We start from the raw sequence: 15,750 nt of genomic DNA, 5'->3' as shown, positions 1-15,750 counted from the left end.
CGCTAGTGTCGATCAGGAAGTCGATATACGAGTCAATCATGACCGCGCAGAGGTCAATACCACATGGTAATGATAGTGCGGTGCATCCAACAGGAATTCCGGATGAACACTCGGTGTCCACGAATCATCTCCTCCGATTCCCATATGGAAGCCATCCACATGCAGGTAAACCACCTCATCAGCCACCAGCTCATGCGTATGCTTGGCGGTTTCAAGCATCGCTTGTGAGTAACGGCTCACACTGAAGTGAAATTCACCTTGCACCGAAATCCCCCCCAGAGAAAGTCTTCGGGTGTCACAGCGCAGACCATTATCCGTCGGAAAAATATAGGGGGTATGCATCTCACTGACCGTCGCATCGTAACATCCGATCCGCGCGGACAGACAACGGTCAGGATAGTTTTCGTGCGGGCCTCGGCCAAACCATGTCACACGCTCAGTCAAAGGTAACGCACAAGAGAAGCCGACTCGTGGCAACGACGGTAACGCCGCACATGGATACACATCGACATCAATATGCATTTCTCCGTGCTGATTCACCGTATAACACCATTGCGTTCGCAAGAGCTGTCCGGTTGTCGCTGCCTGCTTGGTTATCACAGTCTCGGCTACCGCAGTATAGTCAAACTGCGTTTTGATCGTGACAGCATGCTCACCGGTTTCTACGCTCATCGCAACGCACCGCCCGGCCAAGCGGTCAAGACCGGCCTGTTTCCAGCGCGCCATCCAACTGTTCGGGTCAGGCCTGTCAACTTCACTGGTCCCGATATCATTATCGAGCGGCGCACGATAGAAATGATCTTTCAGCGGTGCGGCTAATCGCTGCTCGCCCTGTTGTTGCCAATGCGTCAGATAACCGCTGCCTCGATGGAAAGTCCACTGTTGGTCTGCAACGGCAACGATCACCTGCTCATCGGATTCCGAGACACGAATATCTGCCAAAGGGGTTGTAGGTTCGGTGTGTAATTTGGGATATGTGGCCTTCAGCTCAAACTGCGACTGTGCGACCGAATGCCGGGCCGGTGCCCAGAATGTCTGCTCAGCGAGCAACACATCAACATTCAGATGATACGTTTTTCCTGACTGATACAAACCGTGATCAAATGGGAGTTCAATGGTCTGCTCGGATTCAGGTGCCATAACAACAGCGTGCTCTCCCGTCGAAACAGCGATGCCGTCTTCAAGTACCGTCCAGCAACAAATCAGTGCTTCTTCAGTAAACAAATGTTCACTGGTCAACGTCAACTGATGCTGACCATCAAATTGAATCGCGTAGAACTGCTGCGCGCGCTTCGCTTCCAATAATGCCGGATGAACCGTGCGATCAGGCCAGATCAAACCATTAATGCAAAACTGACGATCATTGATTTCATCTCCGAAATCACCGCCATACGCCCAGTAGTGCTGGCCGTGCTCATCCCACTTGGAGAGTCCCTGATCAACCCAGTCCCAGATAAACCCGCCCTGTAGCCGTGGATACTGACGAAATGCCTGCCAGTATTTGGCAAAACTCCCGAGACTGTTCCCCATCGCATGCGCATATTCACACAAGATTAATGGTCGCTGTTCTCCGGGGCGGCCGATCCAATCTTTAATCGCATATTTCGGATTCGTGCCCCCCTGATGCTGGTCAACCCGGGCATACATCGGACAGATAATATCCGTTGCAGCCGTATCGGCACCACCCCCTTCATACTGAATCGGACGCGACGGGTCACGCTGTTTAGTCCACTGGTACATGGCATGATGGTTCAGACCGATACCGGATTCATTCCCCAACGACCAGATGAGCACCGACGGATGATTTTTATCCCGTTCCACCAAGCCAATCATGCGCTGCATGTAAGCATGATTCCACTGCGGGTCTTCAGACAAACGGCACATCGGAAACTGACCATGCGTCTCGATATTGGCCTCATCGACCACATACAAACCATACTGATCACAGAGTTCATACCAGCGCGGATGATTCGGGTAGTGTGATGTGCGCACCGCATTAAAGTTGTGCTGCTTCATCAACAAAATGTCTTTGATCATCGTCGCTTCATCGACAGAGTGACCCGTTTCCGGATGGTGTTCATGACGATTAACGCCTCGGATCAACAAGGCTTTACCGTTGACTTTGAGCAAACCATCTTCAATGGCCACCGTGCGGAACCCTATCGAAAACGCTTCACATTCGATCACCTGTGCCTGCGCATCCAGTAATACCACCACACAACGGTATAAATAAGGCGTTTGTTCATTCCAGTGACGGGGACGCGATATGGTTAAGTGATGCTTGACCTGATCCGCCCAGCCGCCCTTCTCATCAACAGCATACTGATTGGTCGCGCAACAGGTTTCCCCCTGCATCGCTACAGGTTGGCCTGCAACATCAAACAACCGTACCTCGACACGGTGAGCCGTCGTTTGCTGACTCAGCTTCGTCGTTACATGCAGCGCTCCATCCTGATAGAGGGCATCCAGTTCGGGGCGTAAAAAGACATCGTTTATTGCAACTGCCGGTTTGTGATACAGGTACACATCGCGAAAAATACCGCTCAGCCACCACATGTCCTGATCTTCCAGATAAGAGCCGTCAGACCAGCGCATCACCATCACAACCAGACGATTGTGACCGGTGTGGATATCATCCGTTAAATCAAATTCTGCCGGCAAACGGCTGTCTTGCGCATAACCAATCCATCGTCCGTTACACCATAAATGAAATGCCGAGTTCACCCCTTCAAATAGAATCCGGGTCTGCTCTCCGGCGACGGGTGCCACTGAAAAATCACAGGCATAACACCCCGTCGGATTTTGCTCGGGAACTTCTGGCGCCCGATCAGGAAATGGATATTTCACATTGGTGTAGATCGGATGATCAAACCCTTGCATCTGCCAGTTACCGGGAACAGCAATCTGTTTCCATGCCGATAAATCCTCTGCCGGATCAATGATCGATGCCTCAACCATTTCGGGGGTGGGATAGAGTTTAAATGCCCATTGCCCATTGAGATAACGGCGACCACTCGTTATCCCCTGACGGGCATCTTCAACGTGACGATAACTGTGTAGCGGGACGTGAGCTGACAACGTATGCATCCGGACAGCGCTCGGATTCTGCCAATCTCGACTCGCGATAATATCTTGAAAAGTTCGCATGAACACCTCGTTATAAGTAAGGCAGGATGGAAATCGCCATCCTGCCTGTCTTTTTCCTTATCAATGCAATTATTTTTAATCCAGCGGCGCTGGTTATGCCGTTGTTTCTTTGGCCATACTTAAAGAATAGGTTGCGAAATCTTCCGGCCGGAAGCCTTCATGCAGTCGATAGTAACGTCGATAAACCAACGCACTCACGAGCATGAGTAACACAGGAATACCAATCATTAATGTCTGTAATCCGAGAATTGTCCCTTCAGATTGTTGAACATTCGGCACATATCCGACAGCCGAAAGCCCGACCCCGACAATAAACGCGCCGGCAGCACTGGCAAATTTAACCAACATGGTTTGAACAGAGAAAATCACACTTTCGCTGCGGCGGCCGGTGATATGCTCACCATAATCGACCACGTCAGCCAACATTACGGTTTGCAGACCATTGGTGATCCCGACACCAAATTTGATTGCCGCACCGGACAGGCCAATTAAATACACATTGCCCGGAGCAACCACGCCCATCACCACCAACAATAGGCATGACAAAATCGGGAACATGCAGGCGATAACCCACAGATGTTTGCGCGGCAATAATGCTGCCAGCCGCGGAAAGAGAAAAATCCCGGCAACTTCAGCAGCACCGGCAACCATCATATAAACCGGAAACAGTTCTTTATCGCCCACGGCATAGGTAAAGTAGTAAATCGCAAAACCACCAACCAGCATATTGCCAATCTGAAACGCCAACACGGTTGCGATTAATACTTTCAACTGATCGTTACCACCAATAATGCCGATCGCATCTTTAAAACCGAACTTCTCGACCGTCTGTCCGGCAGCGACAACTTTTTCTTTGACATTCTTAAACGTAATCAGCGCGCTGACGATAAACAAAACAGCAATGATGATCGAGAGTTCAAAGAATCCTTGCCCCTGATCGTCACCGCCGAGCTTTGCCACGATCCACAACCCATAACTACCAATAACGAACCAAGCAAAACTGGCAAACAGTCGCGGCCAGACAACCAACTTTTCCCGTTCCCGGCGGGAGCTGGAAATCGCTGGGATCATCGACCAGAACGGAATGTCCATCACGGTATAGGTCAAGCCCCATAAAATATAAATCACCGCGGCATAAATATAAGCCGCGGTGCCTTCAAACATATGCGAACAAAACAGTGCAACCAGCACAAACGCATTGATCGCTGAACCAATCAGAATCCAGGGCCGAAATTTGCCATAACGGGTGCGTGTGTTGTCTACCACAATCCCCATCATTGGGTCGGTGATCGCATCAATCACCCGGGCAGCGAGAAAAACCATTCCGACATACGCGGCAGAGAGCTCAACAACATCAGTAAAATAGAACATCAGAAATATATAAATAGGCGCACAGGCAAAATCTTTACCTAATGCCCCCAGACCGTAGGATAATTTGGTTTTCAGCTCAATATGAGTCTCGTTCTGTTTTTGATTCATAGGGACGCTTTATCATTATTTTGTTAAACATGTTGCGTACTATATTGAGCGAATTGTAAAAAAACCGTGATCATCATGCTGTTTGGTGAGAACGTTTCCACAGATATGAAACAATAGGAAAGAGATCACATTATCTCACTGAAATACCCAAAAAAAGTGGATAAAAAAGTCTCAACGGCAGGACGAATAATGCATCTCAAGCTATATATATCAGATGATTGAGTCCGGAGAGAATGATAAAAAATCAGAGGCTGGCTTATCGCCCACAGATAATTGCGATATAGACAATAATTGACGAAGAACGATGGAAGTTACGCCTAAATGTAAACGATATCATCAATTCTCAGGGATAGTATTTGCTACGCACCGAATGCCGTGTCGACAGGCAAAGAAGCAAAGGGTTTGATCTCCTTTAAAACGAACATGCTCTGCATCTCTTTGATGCCCGGCAAACGCCGAATCACTGACATCGCAAATTCCGCATAAGAATCGAGATCATGGGAGACAACCTGAATCAAGAAGTCAGCATCACCACCAATACTGTAACAGGCAATGACATTCTCAAGCGCTGTCACTTCTTGCTCAAACTTGCGCGCTTCAGCTTCACTGTGGCTATCAATACTCACTCGCACGAAAACCATCACACCCATACCTATTTTTTTCCGATCCAGAACCGCGCGGTATCCTTGGATGATTTGATCTTCTTCCAGCTTACGGACTTTGCGCCAGCAGGGTGACGATGACATGCCGATTCTGTCCGCCAGTTCCTGATTGGTCATCCGAGCATCTTGTTGTAACAAGGTCAAAATTTGAATATCTGTCTTTGTCAGTGCCACTAAGGTCAAATCCTTTCACTTTTTTGCCATTTATCGGGTAATTTTGCCCTACACCCATTTTTCCTTACGTGATATAGGTAACAAATTTCTATCATTGTGATACATAATAAACAGCAACCTGAAGGAGTCGATTGCACCATGGGCATATTCAGTACGACTTCGCTACCGTCAGTTCAAGATAAGTAGGATCAATAACCATGCTAGAATCAACACAAATATTTGCCTATATTGCAGCCTTGGGCGTCGCTGCTGCAATTCCGGGGCCCGGAATGACCGCATTGGTGGCGCGGAGCGTGAGTGGCGGCGCAATCACTGCGTTTACGATGCTGGCCGGTTTGATTCTGGGAGACTTAGTCTACCTTTCATTTGCGGTATTTGGCCTTGCGGTGATCGCGCATCACTTCAGTCCCTTATTCACATTGATCAGTTGGGCGTCTTCTCTCTATCTGGCTTGGCTGGCATGGCAATTCATTACCAGTAAGCCGGACAGTATCCAGATTGATCAGAAGGCCTCCAGACGAGAGCTGACTTCAGCTTGGTTTTCCGGTTTCACCATTACTTTAGGTAACCCCAAAACGATCGCATTTTATCTGGCGATTTTGCCGCTGGTCATTACCTTGGATACGGTCTCAATACAAACATGGGGACTCTTACTGGTGCCACTCACCATTGCCGTATTAATCGCAGTCGGTTCCGTCTTTATTTTGGGAGCACTGAAAGTCCGACGATTCCTTGCCAGCCAAAATGCTCAGAGGCTGCTTTTCCGCTGCGCCGGCATCATGATGCTTGCCGCTGCGGGGAGTATGATAGCCAAAACATTGTGAGGATGAGATATCACATAAACAAGGCAACATCAGGCATGATGACCACCAGCAAGGCGTCATCATGGCCGTTATTTCGCCTGTAACATTTTCGATCGTTCTTCGCGTGGTGTCATGTGATAATAAGCTTTATAAGCACTGGAAAAATGTGGGCCACTGGAAAAACCACACAATAGCCCGATTTGGACAATCGAGGTATGGGTGGTCAGCAACAACTGACGTGCCCGTTTCAGACGAAGTTGCAGATAGTAACGAGCAGGCATGGTATCGAGATAACGCTTGAACAGACGTTCGAGCTGACGGCGAGAGATATGGACTAATTCGGCAATTTCATCCGTTGACAACGGCTCTTCCAGATTGTTTTCCATCAATTCAACCGCCATCGTCAAACGAGGTTGAATATCCCCGCCAAACTGCTTGAATGGCAATCGCTGCCGTTCTTGTGCCGGACGAATGCGATCCATACAAAGCTGATCAGAAACTGCATAAGCCAGTTCTTTGCCTTCGGTTTCTTCAAGAAAATCGACCAGACAGTCGAGTGTTGCTGCGCATCCCGCAGTCGTTATCAGGCGGTCATGCCGCTCATACAGATGATCGGACAACTCAATCGAATCATAACGCTCGCTGAAACGATCCATCAAAGACCAATGCACTGCGGCAGACTGATGATGCAATAACCCACTCTCTGCAAGCCAGAAAACCCCGGCATAACTGGCGAGAATCGTTTTCCCCAGTTGATAGAAATGTTGCAGTTTTTTCTTTTCCAACGCGGAGACAGCCTCATCCGGTACGGAATCACTGACCACGGCCAGCAAGTCACAATCAAAAGTATCCGACAAGATAATAGAATTCAGTAAATGAGAGGGGTTGGCAAGCGCTTGCTCTTCAGCGGGGGTAATATAAACACATCGAAACTTCTCTGCTCCGAGAATGTCATTGGCGGCGCGAAAAGGCGCTTCTAACGAGCCAATGGCATACCAAGAGTAACGATCCGGCAGATAGATCGCGACTTGGTAAATCGATGAGTCAGTATTTATCATTCAGAGCACTTGTGATGTAAATACAGAGATGAAAATGCAGCATCATGATGCTGCATTGTCGCGTTATTTTAAAGCACCGGAAAGAAATTGCTGCAAACGTTCACTTTTCGGCTGGCCGAAAACAACTTCCGGATGCCCTTCTTCTTCAATTTTTCCCTGATGCAGAAAAATCACATGGCTTGAGACATGCCGGGCAAATCCCATTTCGTGAGTCACCACGATCATGGTTTTGCCCTCTTCCGCGAGTTGCTGCATGATCTTCAGCACTTCACCGACCAGCTCAGGATCCAGTGCAGAAGTCGGCTCATCGAACAATAAGACTTCCGGTTCCATAGCCAAAGCGCGGGCAATCGACACACGCTGCTGCTGTCCCCCGGATAAATGGGTCGGATAGCTTTGTTGCGCCCGTTCATCGATGCCAACTTTATTGAGATAAGCAATCGCTCTTTCACGCGCTTCCTGCTTGCTAATACCCAGCACTTGAATCGGTGCAATCATCACATTTTCCAGCACAGTCATGTGGCTCCACAAGTTAAAATGCTGGAATACCATTGTCAACTTGGTACGTAGTAACTGCAGTTGCTTATGGTCACAGACCTTGAGCTGCCCATCTGACTCACGCTTCATTTGAATCTCTTGACCATTAATATAAATGGCACCTGATGAAGGTTTCTCCAGAAAGTTCAAACAGCGCAGCAGGGTACTTTTCCCTGATCCGGATGACCCGATAATACTGATGACATCACCGGCGTTGGCTTGTAAAGACACGCCTTTAATGACCTCATGCTGACCGTACCTTTTGTGAAGATCACTGACGGCCAGTTTTGTGTTTTGCATAATGCTTGTTCCTTAACAATCAGTTTCCTGAAAAATCAGTTGCCTGAATCTTCAAGCCCGTCAAATGCGGGCTGCCACCGGAAACCTAAAAATCGATGTTCTAATGTTTGACGGGTATCGGATATAAGTGACGCAACCATTTCTTTTCCGCACGCCGGAACAACGCCACCAACAAAAATGAAATCACTAAATAAAGTATGGCAGCAATTCCAAAGGCATAAAATGATTTATAGGTCGCTGCATTCACATCCCGGGCGATTTTAAGAATATCAGGCACCGTTGCCGTAAATGCTAACGATGTTGAATGAAGCATGATAATCACTTCATTACTATATGCGGGAATCGCGCGGCGCAATGCCGAAGGAATTACAACGCACCGATAGAGCTTCCAGCGAGAGAAGCCGTATGCTTTCGCTGCTTCAATCTCTCCCTGATTGGTTTCGCGGATTGCACCGGCAAAAATCTCTAATGTATAGGCACAGGTATTGAGAAACAGCGCAAAAATCGTGCAGTTATAGCCACTCCGGAAAAACCAGTTGAGAAACTCCGTCGAACGGACAAATCCCAACGTGTATACCCCTGTATAGAAAATCAGCAACTGAACATATAGCGGTGTACCACGGAACAAATATGAAAACAGCCACACGGGTAACGACAGCCAACGGTTGTTAGATACCCGAGCCAGTGACAATGGGATAGAGACAATGAAGCCCAGCGACACGGAAATGACCAATAACCATAGCGTCACGGCAACACCGGTAAAGTGGTAACCATCCGACCATAAAAATGCTTTGCCGTAGCGTTCAAGTATTTCAATCATGACAAACGACCTCTATGGCTGTATGCGTAGCGACGCTCCAGCCAATAAAATGCCAGATTTGATAATGTGGTAAAAATTAGATAAACCGCAGCAGCAACAATCGTAAAGTAGAAAAACTGATACGTTCCCTTCCCGGCCATCTGCGTTGCTTTGACAACATCGGCAAGGCCGATAATTGAAACCAATGCGGTAGATTTGAGGATCACCAGCCAGTTGTTGGACAGGCCCGGTAACGCATGGCGCATCATCTGTGGGAAAAGAATCACCCGAAATACTTGCCATGGTGTAAAACCATAGGAGGTTCCGGCTTCAATCTGCCCTTTGGGGACCGCCAGAAAAGCGCCGCGAAACGTTTCGGTCAAGTAAGCACCGTAAATGAAACCAATTGTCAAAACACCGGCTGTGAATGGGTCAATATTGATTTGTTGCCACCCCAGAGATTCGGTGAACTGATTGAGCCCTAGCTGCAAGCCGTAAAAAATCAGCATCATCAGCACCAAATCAGGAATACCACGAATCAATGTCGTATAGACATGGGCAAGCGCGATCACCGGACGGCTGCCAAACAGTTTGGCACAAGCGCCGAGCAATCCCAGAATAATTGAGAAAATTACCGAGAGAACTGCTAGTTCAATCGTCATGATTGCACCATCAAAGATGATGCCACCATATCCATAAAGCATAATGCCTTCCTAAATAAATACCGCTTCCTCGAATGAAGAAGCGGCAAGGAGTGACGGCTTATTTACCGTAAATATCAAAATCAAAGTATTGCTTAGCAATCGCATCATAAGTGCCGTCTTTATGCATGTCGCGCAAAGCAGCATTGATTTGATTTTTGAGAGCCTGATCGGCTTTACGTACCCCGATACCAGCACCGACACCAAAGTATTTTTCATCATTGACTTCCGGACCGCTGAATGCGAATCCTTTACCCACCGGACGGTTCAAAAAGCCATCGCTTGCAGCAACCGCATCCTGAAATGCAGCATCAAGACGTCCGTTCACTAAGTCGGCATAAACCAGATCCTGATTCTGATAAGTCACAACATCCACACCTTTTGGTGCCCATTGCTCTTTTGCATAAGTTTCCGCGGTAGTTCCCTGAAAGACACCAACACGTTTGCCGCCCAATGATGCTGCTGTCGGTTGCAGAACAACACCTTTCGCAGTAATTAAACGAGCAGGCGTACCATACAGCTTATCTGTAAAATCAATTTCCTGCTGACGCTGTGGCGTGATCGACATAGAAGAGAGAATTGCATCAATTTTTTTCGCTTTCAGAGAAGGAATCAAGCCATCAAAATCACTTTCAACCCAGACACAGTGTGCATCAATTCGCTTACAGATTTCTTTCCCTAAATCGATATCAAATCCGGTCAGGGTACCGTCAGGCTTTTTCATTTCAAAAGGTGCGTATCCGGGCTCAACACCCAGTCGAACCAACGGCTGATCCGCAGCCTGAACAAAAGGAGCAGCGAGAGTCAGGAGCAGCAGACTCAAATTCGTTATTCTTTTCATAGTGATATCTCATATATGATAAATATTGAAAACAGCACAATTCATGCCATAGCCGACTATTCTTCCAACCTCAACGGAAGGGAATATATTTAAACACCTAAAATGCATGAATACTTAAATAGACGCCTCAAAACGGGGATTCTACTGCATAATAATATAAAGTGCTTCTGATATTTTCAATTTTATCGATATTTTATATATGCACAATCAAGAGACATTTATCGCACCACACAAATGCAAAACAACACTTTATTCACCATTAAAGCACAATTTAACAACAAAAATAGCATAAAAATAAAAAATGCCGCACCAGTTTCATTCATACAGAATAGGATGAATACAAACAAATATGCGGCATATTTCATCGATTGGTAGTTGAATCTGTTGAGCGCCTTGTATTGACCTCAATCATGACGTGCCAATGACTTACTTATTGACAGGGATCTCCAGCTTCATCGGCGGCAACAATCTCAGTTTCCTCAAGCGCAGCATCAATCCACTGCTGCAATACCGGGCACGACAATACATGATTCACATATTGCTGCGCCATATCCCCGAAACTTAGCTGATACGTTTTTAAACGCATCACAACCGGCGCAAACATCGCGTCGGCAATTGAGTACTGACCGAAAAGCCATCCCCCCTGATCGGCAAAACGAGTCATCTGCTCCGCAAAAATGGCTTCAATCCGTTTTAGATCCTGCTGCGCAGCATCAGACAAAGTCAGTGAACGCGTTGCACGGATATTCATTGGCGCTTCACTACGCAGTGCCGGAAAACCTGAATGCATTTCTGCCGCCAGCGAACGCGCGTTGGCTTTATCTTTCGGATCCGCTGGCCATGCTTTTCCTGAAAGGTATGTATCATTGATATATTCACAGATCGCGAGCGAATCCCATACGGTGATCTCACCATCGATCAGACAAGGAACTTTCTGTGTCGGGGTCACCGATGCCAAAGCCGTGTAAAACTGTGGCGTATCAAGCGACAGTTGAATTTCATCGAATGAAATGTTTGATTTTGCTAATAAAATCCATGGTCTGAGCGACCAAGTCGAATAATTTTTATTACCAATATATAGCTTCATTGAGGGACTCCGGGATTCGCAAGGTGGGGAATTCAATACAGGTGAGAGAATCATCAGCCTGAGTGCTGAACACTCAGGCTGAATCGCATCAATGAAACAACTTATTCAATTTTAAACTCATTGACAATCTCTAATAACTGCTGATTGATGGTAATCAAGCGGCGAGTCGTCTCTGAGGTATTATCACCATTGTCGTTGATGGTATGCATCACTTCACGAATGGCAACCATACTGCGGTTAATATCTTCAGTCACACTACTCTGTTCTTCGGCTGACGTTGCAATTTGAATCGACAAGTCGTTAATTTCATTGACTGACGACGTCACTCTATCTAATGAAGATACCACCACGGCTGTCGATTCTTCTGTTGTCCGACAGCTGTTACGAGTCGACTCCATACTAGAAACCACGGTGGCGGTGCCAGCTTTCAAGCGCTCTAACATCTTCACGATATCTTCGGTACTTCGGTGAGTTCGTGACGCCAACGCCCGCACTTCGTCCGCAACGACCGCGAAACCACGCCCTTGATCTCCAGCTCTCGCAGCCTCAATCGCAGCATTCAAAGCCAGCAGGTTGGTCTGTTCTGCAATACCGCCGATTTCACCCAGTAACTTACCGATCTCTTCGGTATGCGTATTCATATCAGCAATGAATTGAGCGGTCTCTTCCACTTCTTCTGCCAATGCACCAACTTGTGCAACGGCCCGTTCTACCACTTCTTTCGAATGCTCAGCTTCACTATTCGTCGCTTCGGTCTGGCTTGCGGTGTTGGCTGCATTCTCTGCAACGACAGACGCTGTCGAACTCATTTCATTCACAGCGGTTACCGTCAATTCAATTTCCTGACTATGTGACTGAAGCAATTTACTATTCGAATCTGTTTGCTGTTCAAGCTGGGCAATTTCCTGACTAATCGTTTCCGTCGATTCCCTCACTTGTCGCATCATGTTCTGTAAATTTTCGATAAACTGATTGATGCCATCCGCAATCATGCCCAGTTCATCTTTTGAATCCACCTTCAAACGATGGGTCAGATCACCATTGCCATTCGCCAAATCACCAATCAAGTTTCTTAACAAGAGAATGGGTTTGAAGACCCAGTTGATCAGCAATATGGCAATCGGAATCAGGATAATGGCCGCAATCACCAACGCAATTGTAATGCTGCCATTCAGCGTATCTGTATCATTCTGAATATAGTCGTTATCGATGTATCCGGTAAGTGTCCACTCTTTTCCGGCAACATTGATCTTCGCAGTCAATGGCGTCAGATCATGCCCCTCGACTTCATTGGAAAAAATCAGGGTTTGCTTATCATCCATCAATTCAAGATAGCTGCCATCAACAGACATTGAACTCAATAGGTCACCGACAGAAGAGAGATCGATGTAGAAAATATTGCCGGAATCTTTATTCTCAGGCACGGTAATCGTAATCGTTGGTTTTCCATCATCGATAAAGACATCACTGATGGTCAGCTCACCATTAGCCTGTTTAAAAATATCCATATATGGCTGAGCTTCTTTCGGATCTTTAATCGCCCCATCTCGATTGATGGTCATCCCAAAGGCGACTTTAATAGCATCTTTGAAGCCGGTTTTTTCTATCGCCTGTTTGACTTCGTAAAAACTGAATTTCGTTGACTGGGCCAGAACGATATTATCTTTCAGTTTCCCTTCCACCACAGAACGAATCGAATCAATCTGTGTCCGGATGACTTGACTATCATTTTGATGTATATAGCGACTGATATAAAAATTAGCGCTAGTATAAGCTGTGAATATCGTTACACAGATAATGGCAACAACGATGGCAAGCAATTTAGTCTTAAATGATACCTTTTTCATACTATATCCATGACCCTTTCTCAATTTGTAGCCGGCGACGAGTGCTACATTCCATAATGTGGTATGCAAATAAAAATCGTTCCACTTAAATCATAACAGATAGATATATCAGAAAAATGTCATATCCGACATTTTCAGATATCATGTCACGTATATCGACAGATGGAACATATTCTGTAATTAAATTGTGCCCATTCGCAAAAACTAACAAATCATACCATTAAAAACGCTGGCTGTTATTTGCTAGGTTTTTAGCTCAAAACACCATTTTAAAAATTTTGAGAACATTCTTGGCAATTTGCAGCTAAAAGTGAATATAAATCACTTTAAACCCCCTGTATTTGGGATCCCCCTCATTCTTTTCAGCTTACTGTTGTTGTAACAGAACCATTGATATGCAATAAGGTCGCAACAAATTAGGGGAGAGTCCAAGACTCTCCCCTAAACAAAGTTCTCATATTCCATCGGCTGTATTACGACCCATGGCTCCTGCGGAAGACTACACTTTAAATTTACTCACCAAGTCAGAGAGTCGCGACGAAATATCGGCAACCACATTACCGGTATCGGCCACGCGCTGATGGACACTCGTGGCTTTATCAGACAGCTCTTTCAGCTCAAGGATGCCTTGATTAACATCGACAATCACCGAACTTTGCTCTTCTGTCGCCGCAGCAATCTGAATGTTCATATCTTGGACCGTGGAAATCAGGTCACGGATATCCTGAAATGCATGTCTCATTTCGTCTGCCATTCCCACCGATTCAGCGACAGCTTCTTCTCCACCTTGAATCGCAGTCTGGGTTTCATTGACGCCTTTAACAAGGCCGGAAATCATCTCCTGAATATCTTCGGTTGAAGACTGTGTCCGTTGTGCCAACGTTCTCACTTCATCGGCCACAACCGCAAAACCGCGCCCTTGCTCACCAGCTCGTGCTGCTTCAATTGCAGCGTTCAATGCCAGTAAATTGGTTTGGTCAGCGATACCACGGATCACATCCAGGACTGAAGTAATATTGTCGGAATCTGCGGCAAGTGATGACATCTTCCGGCTGGCTTCTTGAAAACTCACCGACAGTTTATCGTTCAATGTTACGTTTTTATCAACCAACGTCATCCCATTACTTGCCGAACGACTCGCCTCATCACTTTTAGAAGACGTATGCTGCGCATTGGTTGTAATTTCTTGAATTGCAATATTAATTTGTTCAAATGCTTGAAACAGTAATTCCAGCCGCTGTTGTTGATTATGACCAATCACTTCTGTTTTATTCGCAACGTCCTGAAGATGACTCGTATCCGCACCTAGTTTTTCAACCCCATCAATCACACTTTTTACCAGTTGTTGGAGCTGTTCCAGCAAGTTATTGACACTACCTGACAAATCACCTAATTCAGTTTTTGTCTTCACCGCCAAACGGCTCACCAGATCGCCATCCCCTTGGGTCAAATCATCGATCTTATCTTTCACGGAATAAATCGCAGACGTAATCGCTTTTGGAATAAAAAATACCAGTATCAAACCAATCACCACTGAGATAAGGGAAGTCATCATATTCCATAAAATTCGCTGCCCGATAAGGTGATTCGACTGTCCATAGAGTTCATTACCTAGCTTATCGACCAGTTCTCCGGCTTTATCATACTCGTGACGCAGTGTCCCAAAATACTGCTCAGACTCGATAAATTGTTTGTAGGCTTGCGTTTTATCACCTTGTTCTATCAGCGAAAATACCCGATCAGCCTGCTCCTTCCAATCTTGAAAAACACGGTCAAAATTATCGAACTGCGTGACAATTTGTTGACGACCTGCCATATATTTCAAATAGTTTTGCATGCGATCGTAAGCCTGCTGGGCATTTTCCTGATAATCGTCCAGCGCCCCCTTCAATGTTTTCTCGTCTGTGGTCAACAATGCATCTTGTTGCCCCTTGAGTGCCTGATACAAATCTCGATCAGCATTGAGTACATCCCGTTGAGCCTTCCTCAGCGGCTCAGCAAATAGTTGGATATTACGTTCTAGTAGGTTCAGTGAATTCCGGTTTTGTAATCCGGAGAAAACAATGATTGCAGTTAAAAAGGCCAAAGACAGACCGAGCTGCATACGGATGGTAAAATTACTAAACATCATGGCATCCTAAAATTAATATGCATTAGCTTCTGCGAGACTTCTTATTATTCGAATAATAAAACAGACCTAACGCAATAAAATGAATATGACCAACACGACGTTTAATATTTCATTTGCAGTGGATATACATCTAGAGTCTAGCAATAGAATACTCAGTAAGAGAGACCGACATACAATAATGTAA

General features: G+C 46.2%; 12 protein-coding genes. 1 reads left to right on the top strand and 11 read right to left on the bottom strand.

The genetic code is table 11. The annotated features are described in order from the left end of the window. Positions 1 to 36: 36 nt before the first annotated feature. The 3 genes from MKS89_RS16410 to MKS89_RS16400 all read right to left on the bottom strand — a co-directional run bounded on the left by MKS89_RS16410 (position 37) and on the right by MKS89_RS16400 (position 5,462). Complete coding sequence (locus tag MKS89_RS16410; RefSeq protein ID WP_072954419.1) at positions 37 to 3,147, bottom strand: beta-galactosidase; 3,111 nt, start codon at positions 3,145 to 3,147, stop codon at positions 37 to 39. A gap of 93 nt (positions 3,148 to 3,240) precedes the next feature. Further along, positions 3,241 to 4,626 (bottom strand): melibiose:sodium transporter MelB, encoded by a 1,386-nt coding sequence (melB, locus tag MKS89_RS16405; protein ID WP_072954416.1) that lies wholly within the window; start codon positions 4,624 to 4,626, stop codon positions 3,241 to 3,243. A 359-nt stretch (positions 4,627 to 4,985) separates the two neighbouring features. After that, positions 4,986 to 5,462: an Lrp/AsnC family transcriptional regulator gene (locus MKS89_RS16400; protein ID WP_072954415.1), complete on the bottom strand. Its 477-nt coding sequence runs from the start codon at positions 5,460 to 5,462 to the stop codon at positions 4,986 to 4,988. A 197-nt stretch (positions 5,463 to 5,659) separates the two neighbouring features. Here MKS89_RS16400 and MKS89_RS16395 point away from each other — a divergent pair, with 197 nt between their 5' ends. Beyond that, a complete protein-coding gene (locus tag MKS89_RS16395) occupies positions 5,660 to 6,286 on the top strand; it encodes a LysE family translocator (protein WP_072954412.1) in 627 nt (208 codons plus the stop codon). Positions 6,287 to 6,354: 68 nt separating this feature from the next. Here MKS89_RS16395 and MKS89_RS16390 read toward each other — a convergent pair whose 3' ends face one another. The 8 genes from MKS89_RS16390 to MKS89_RS16355 form a co-directional block, all read right to left on the bottom strand. Next, the gene (locus MKS89_RS16390) at positions 6,355 to 7,323 is read right to left on the bottom strand and encodes a GlxA family transcriptional regulator (RefSeq protein WP_077316249.1); all 969 of its coding nucleotides are present in this window, start codon (positions 7,321 to 7,323) and stop codon (positions 6,355 to 6,357) included. A gap of 63 nt (positions 7,324 to 7,386) precedes the next feature. Then, positions 7,387 to 8,160 carry a histidine ABC transporter ATP-binding protein HisP gene (hisP, locus tag MKS89_RS16385; protein ID WP_072954409.1) on the bottom strand — a complete coding sequence of 258 codons (774 nt, stop codon included), beginning with the start codon at positions 8,158 to 8,160 and terminating at the stop codon, positions 7,387 to 7,389. A 100-nt stretch (positions 8,161 to 8,260) separates the two neighbouring features. After that, entirely contained in the window at positions 8,261 to 8,980 is a 720-nt protein-coding gene (locus tag MKS89_RS16380; RefSeq protein WP_072954406.1) for an ABC transporter permease, read from the bottom strand. Then, on the bottom strand, positions 8,977 to 9,663 hold the full coding sequence (locus MKS89_RS16375; RefSeq protein WP_072954404.1) for an ABC transporter permease: 687 nt from the start codon (positions 9,661 to 9,663) through the stop codon (positions 8,977 to 8,979). Before MKS89_RS16375 ends, MKS89_RS16380 begins: the two co-directional genes overlap by 4 nt. 58 nt (positions 9,664 to 9,721) lie before the next feature. Beyond that, positions 9,722 to 10,501 (bottom strand): ABC transporter substrate-binding protein, encoded by a 780-nt coding sequence (locus MKS89_RS16370; RefSeq protein WP_072954401.1) that lies wholly within the window; start codon positions 10,499 to 10,501, stop codon positions 9,722 to 9,724. A gap of 430 nt (positions 10,502 to 10,931) precedes the next feature. Beyond that, on the bottom strand, positions 10,932 to 11,588 hold the full coding sequence (locus MKS89_RS16365; protein ID WP_072954398.1) for a glutathione S-transferase family protein: 657 nt from the start codon (positions 11,586 to 11,588) through the stop codon (positions 10,932 to 10,934). Between the two features lie 101 nt (positions 11,589 to 11,689). Continuing rightward, on the bottom strand, positions 11,690 to 13,435 hold the full coding sequence (locus tag MKS89_RS16360) for a methyl-accepting chemotaxis protein (protein ID WP_072954397.1): 1,746 nt from the start codon (positions 13,433 to 13,435) through the stop codon (positions 11,690 to 11,692). A gap of 499 nt (positions 13,436 to 13,934) precedes the next feature. Next, on the bottom strand, positions 13,935 to 15,566 hold the full coding sequence (locus MKS89_RS16355) for a methyl-accepting chemotaxis protein (protein WP_077316250.1): 1,632 nt from the start codon (positions 15,564 to 15,566) through the stop codon (positions 13,935 to 13,937). Positions 15,567 to 15,750 lie beyond the last annotated feature (184 nt).

The organism is Vibrio gazogenes (assembly GCF_023920225.1).
In the GTDB taxonomy this organism is placed as follows: Bacteria; Pseudomonadota; Gammaproteobacteria; order Enterobacterales; family Vibrionaceae; genus Vibrio; species Vibrio gazogenes.
The sequence above is the reverse complement of the archived record's forward strand: the minus strand, read 5'-3'. Positions and strand labels throughout refer to the sequence as shown.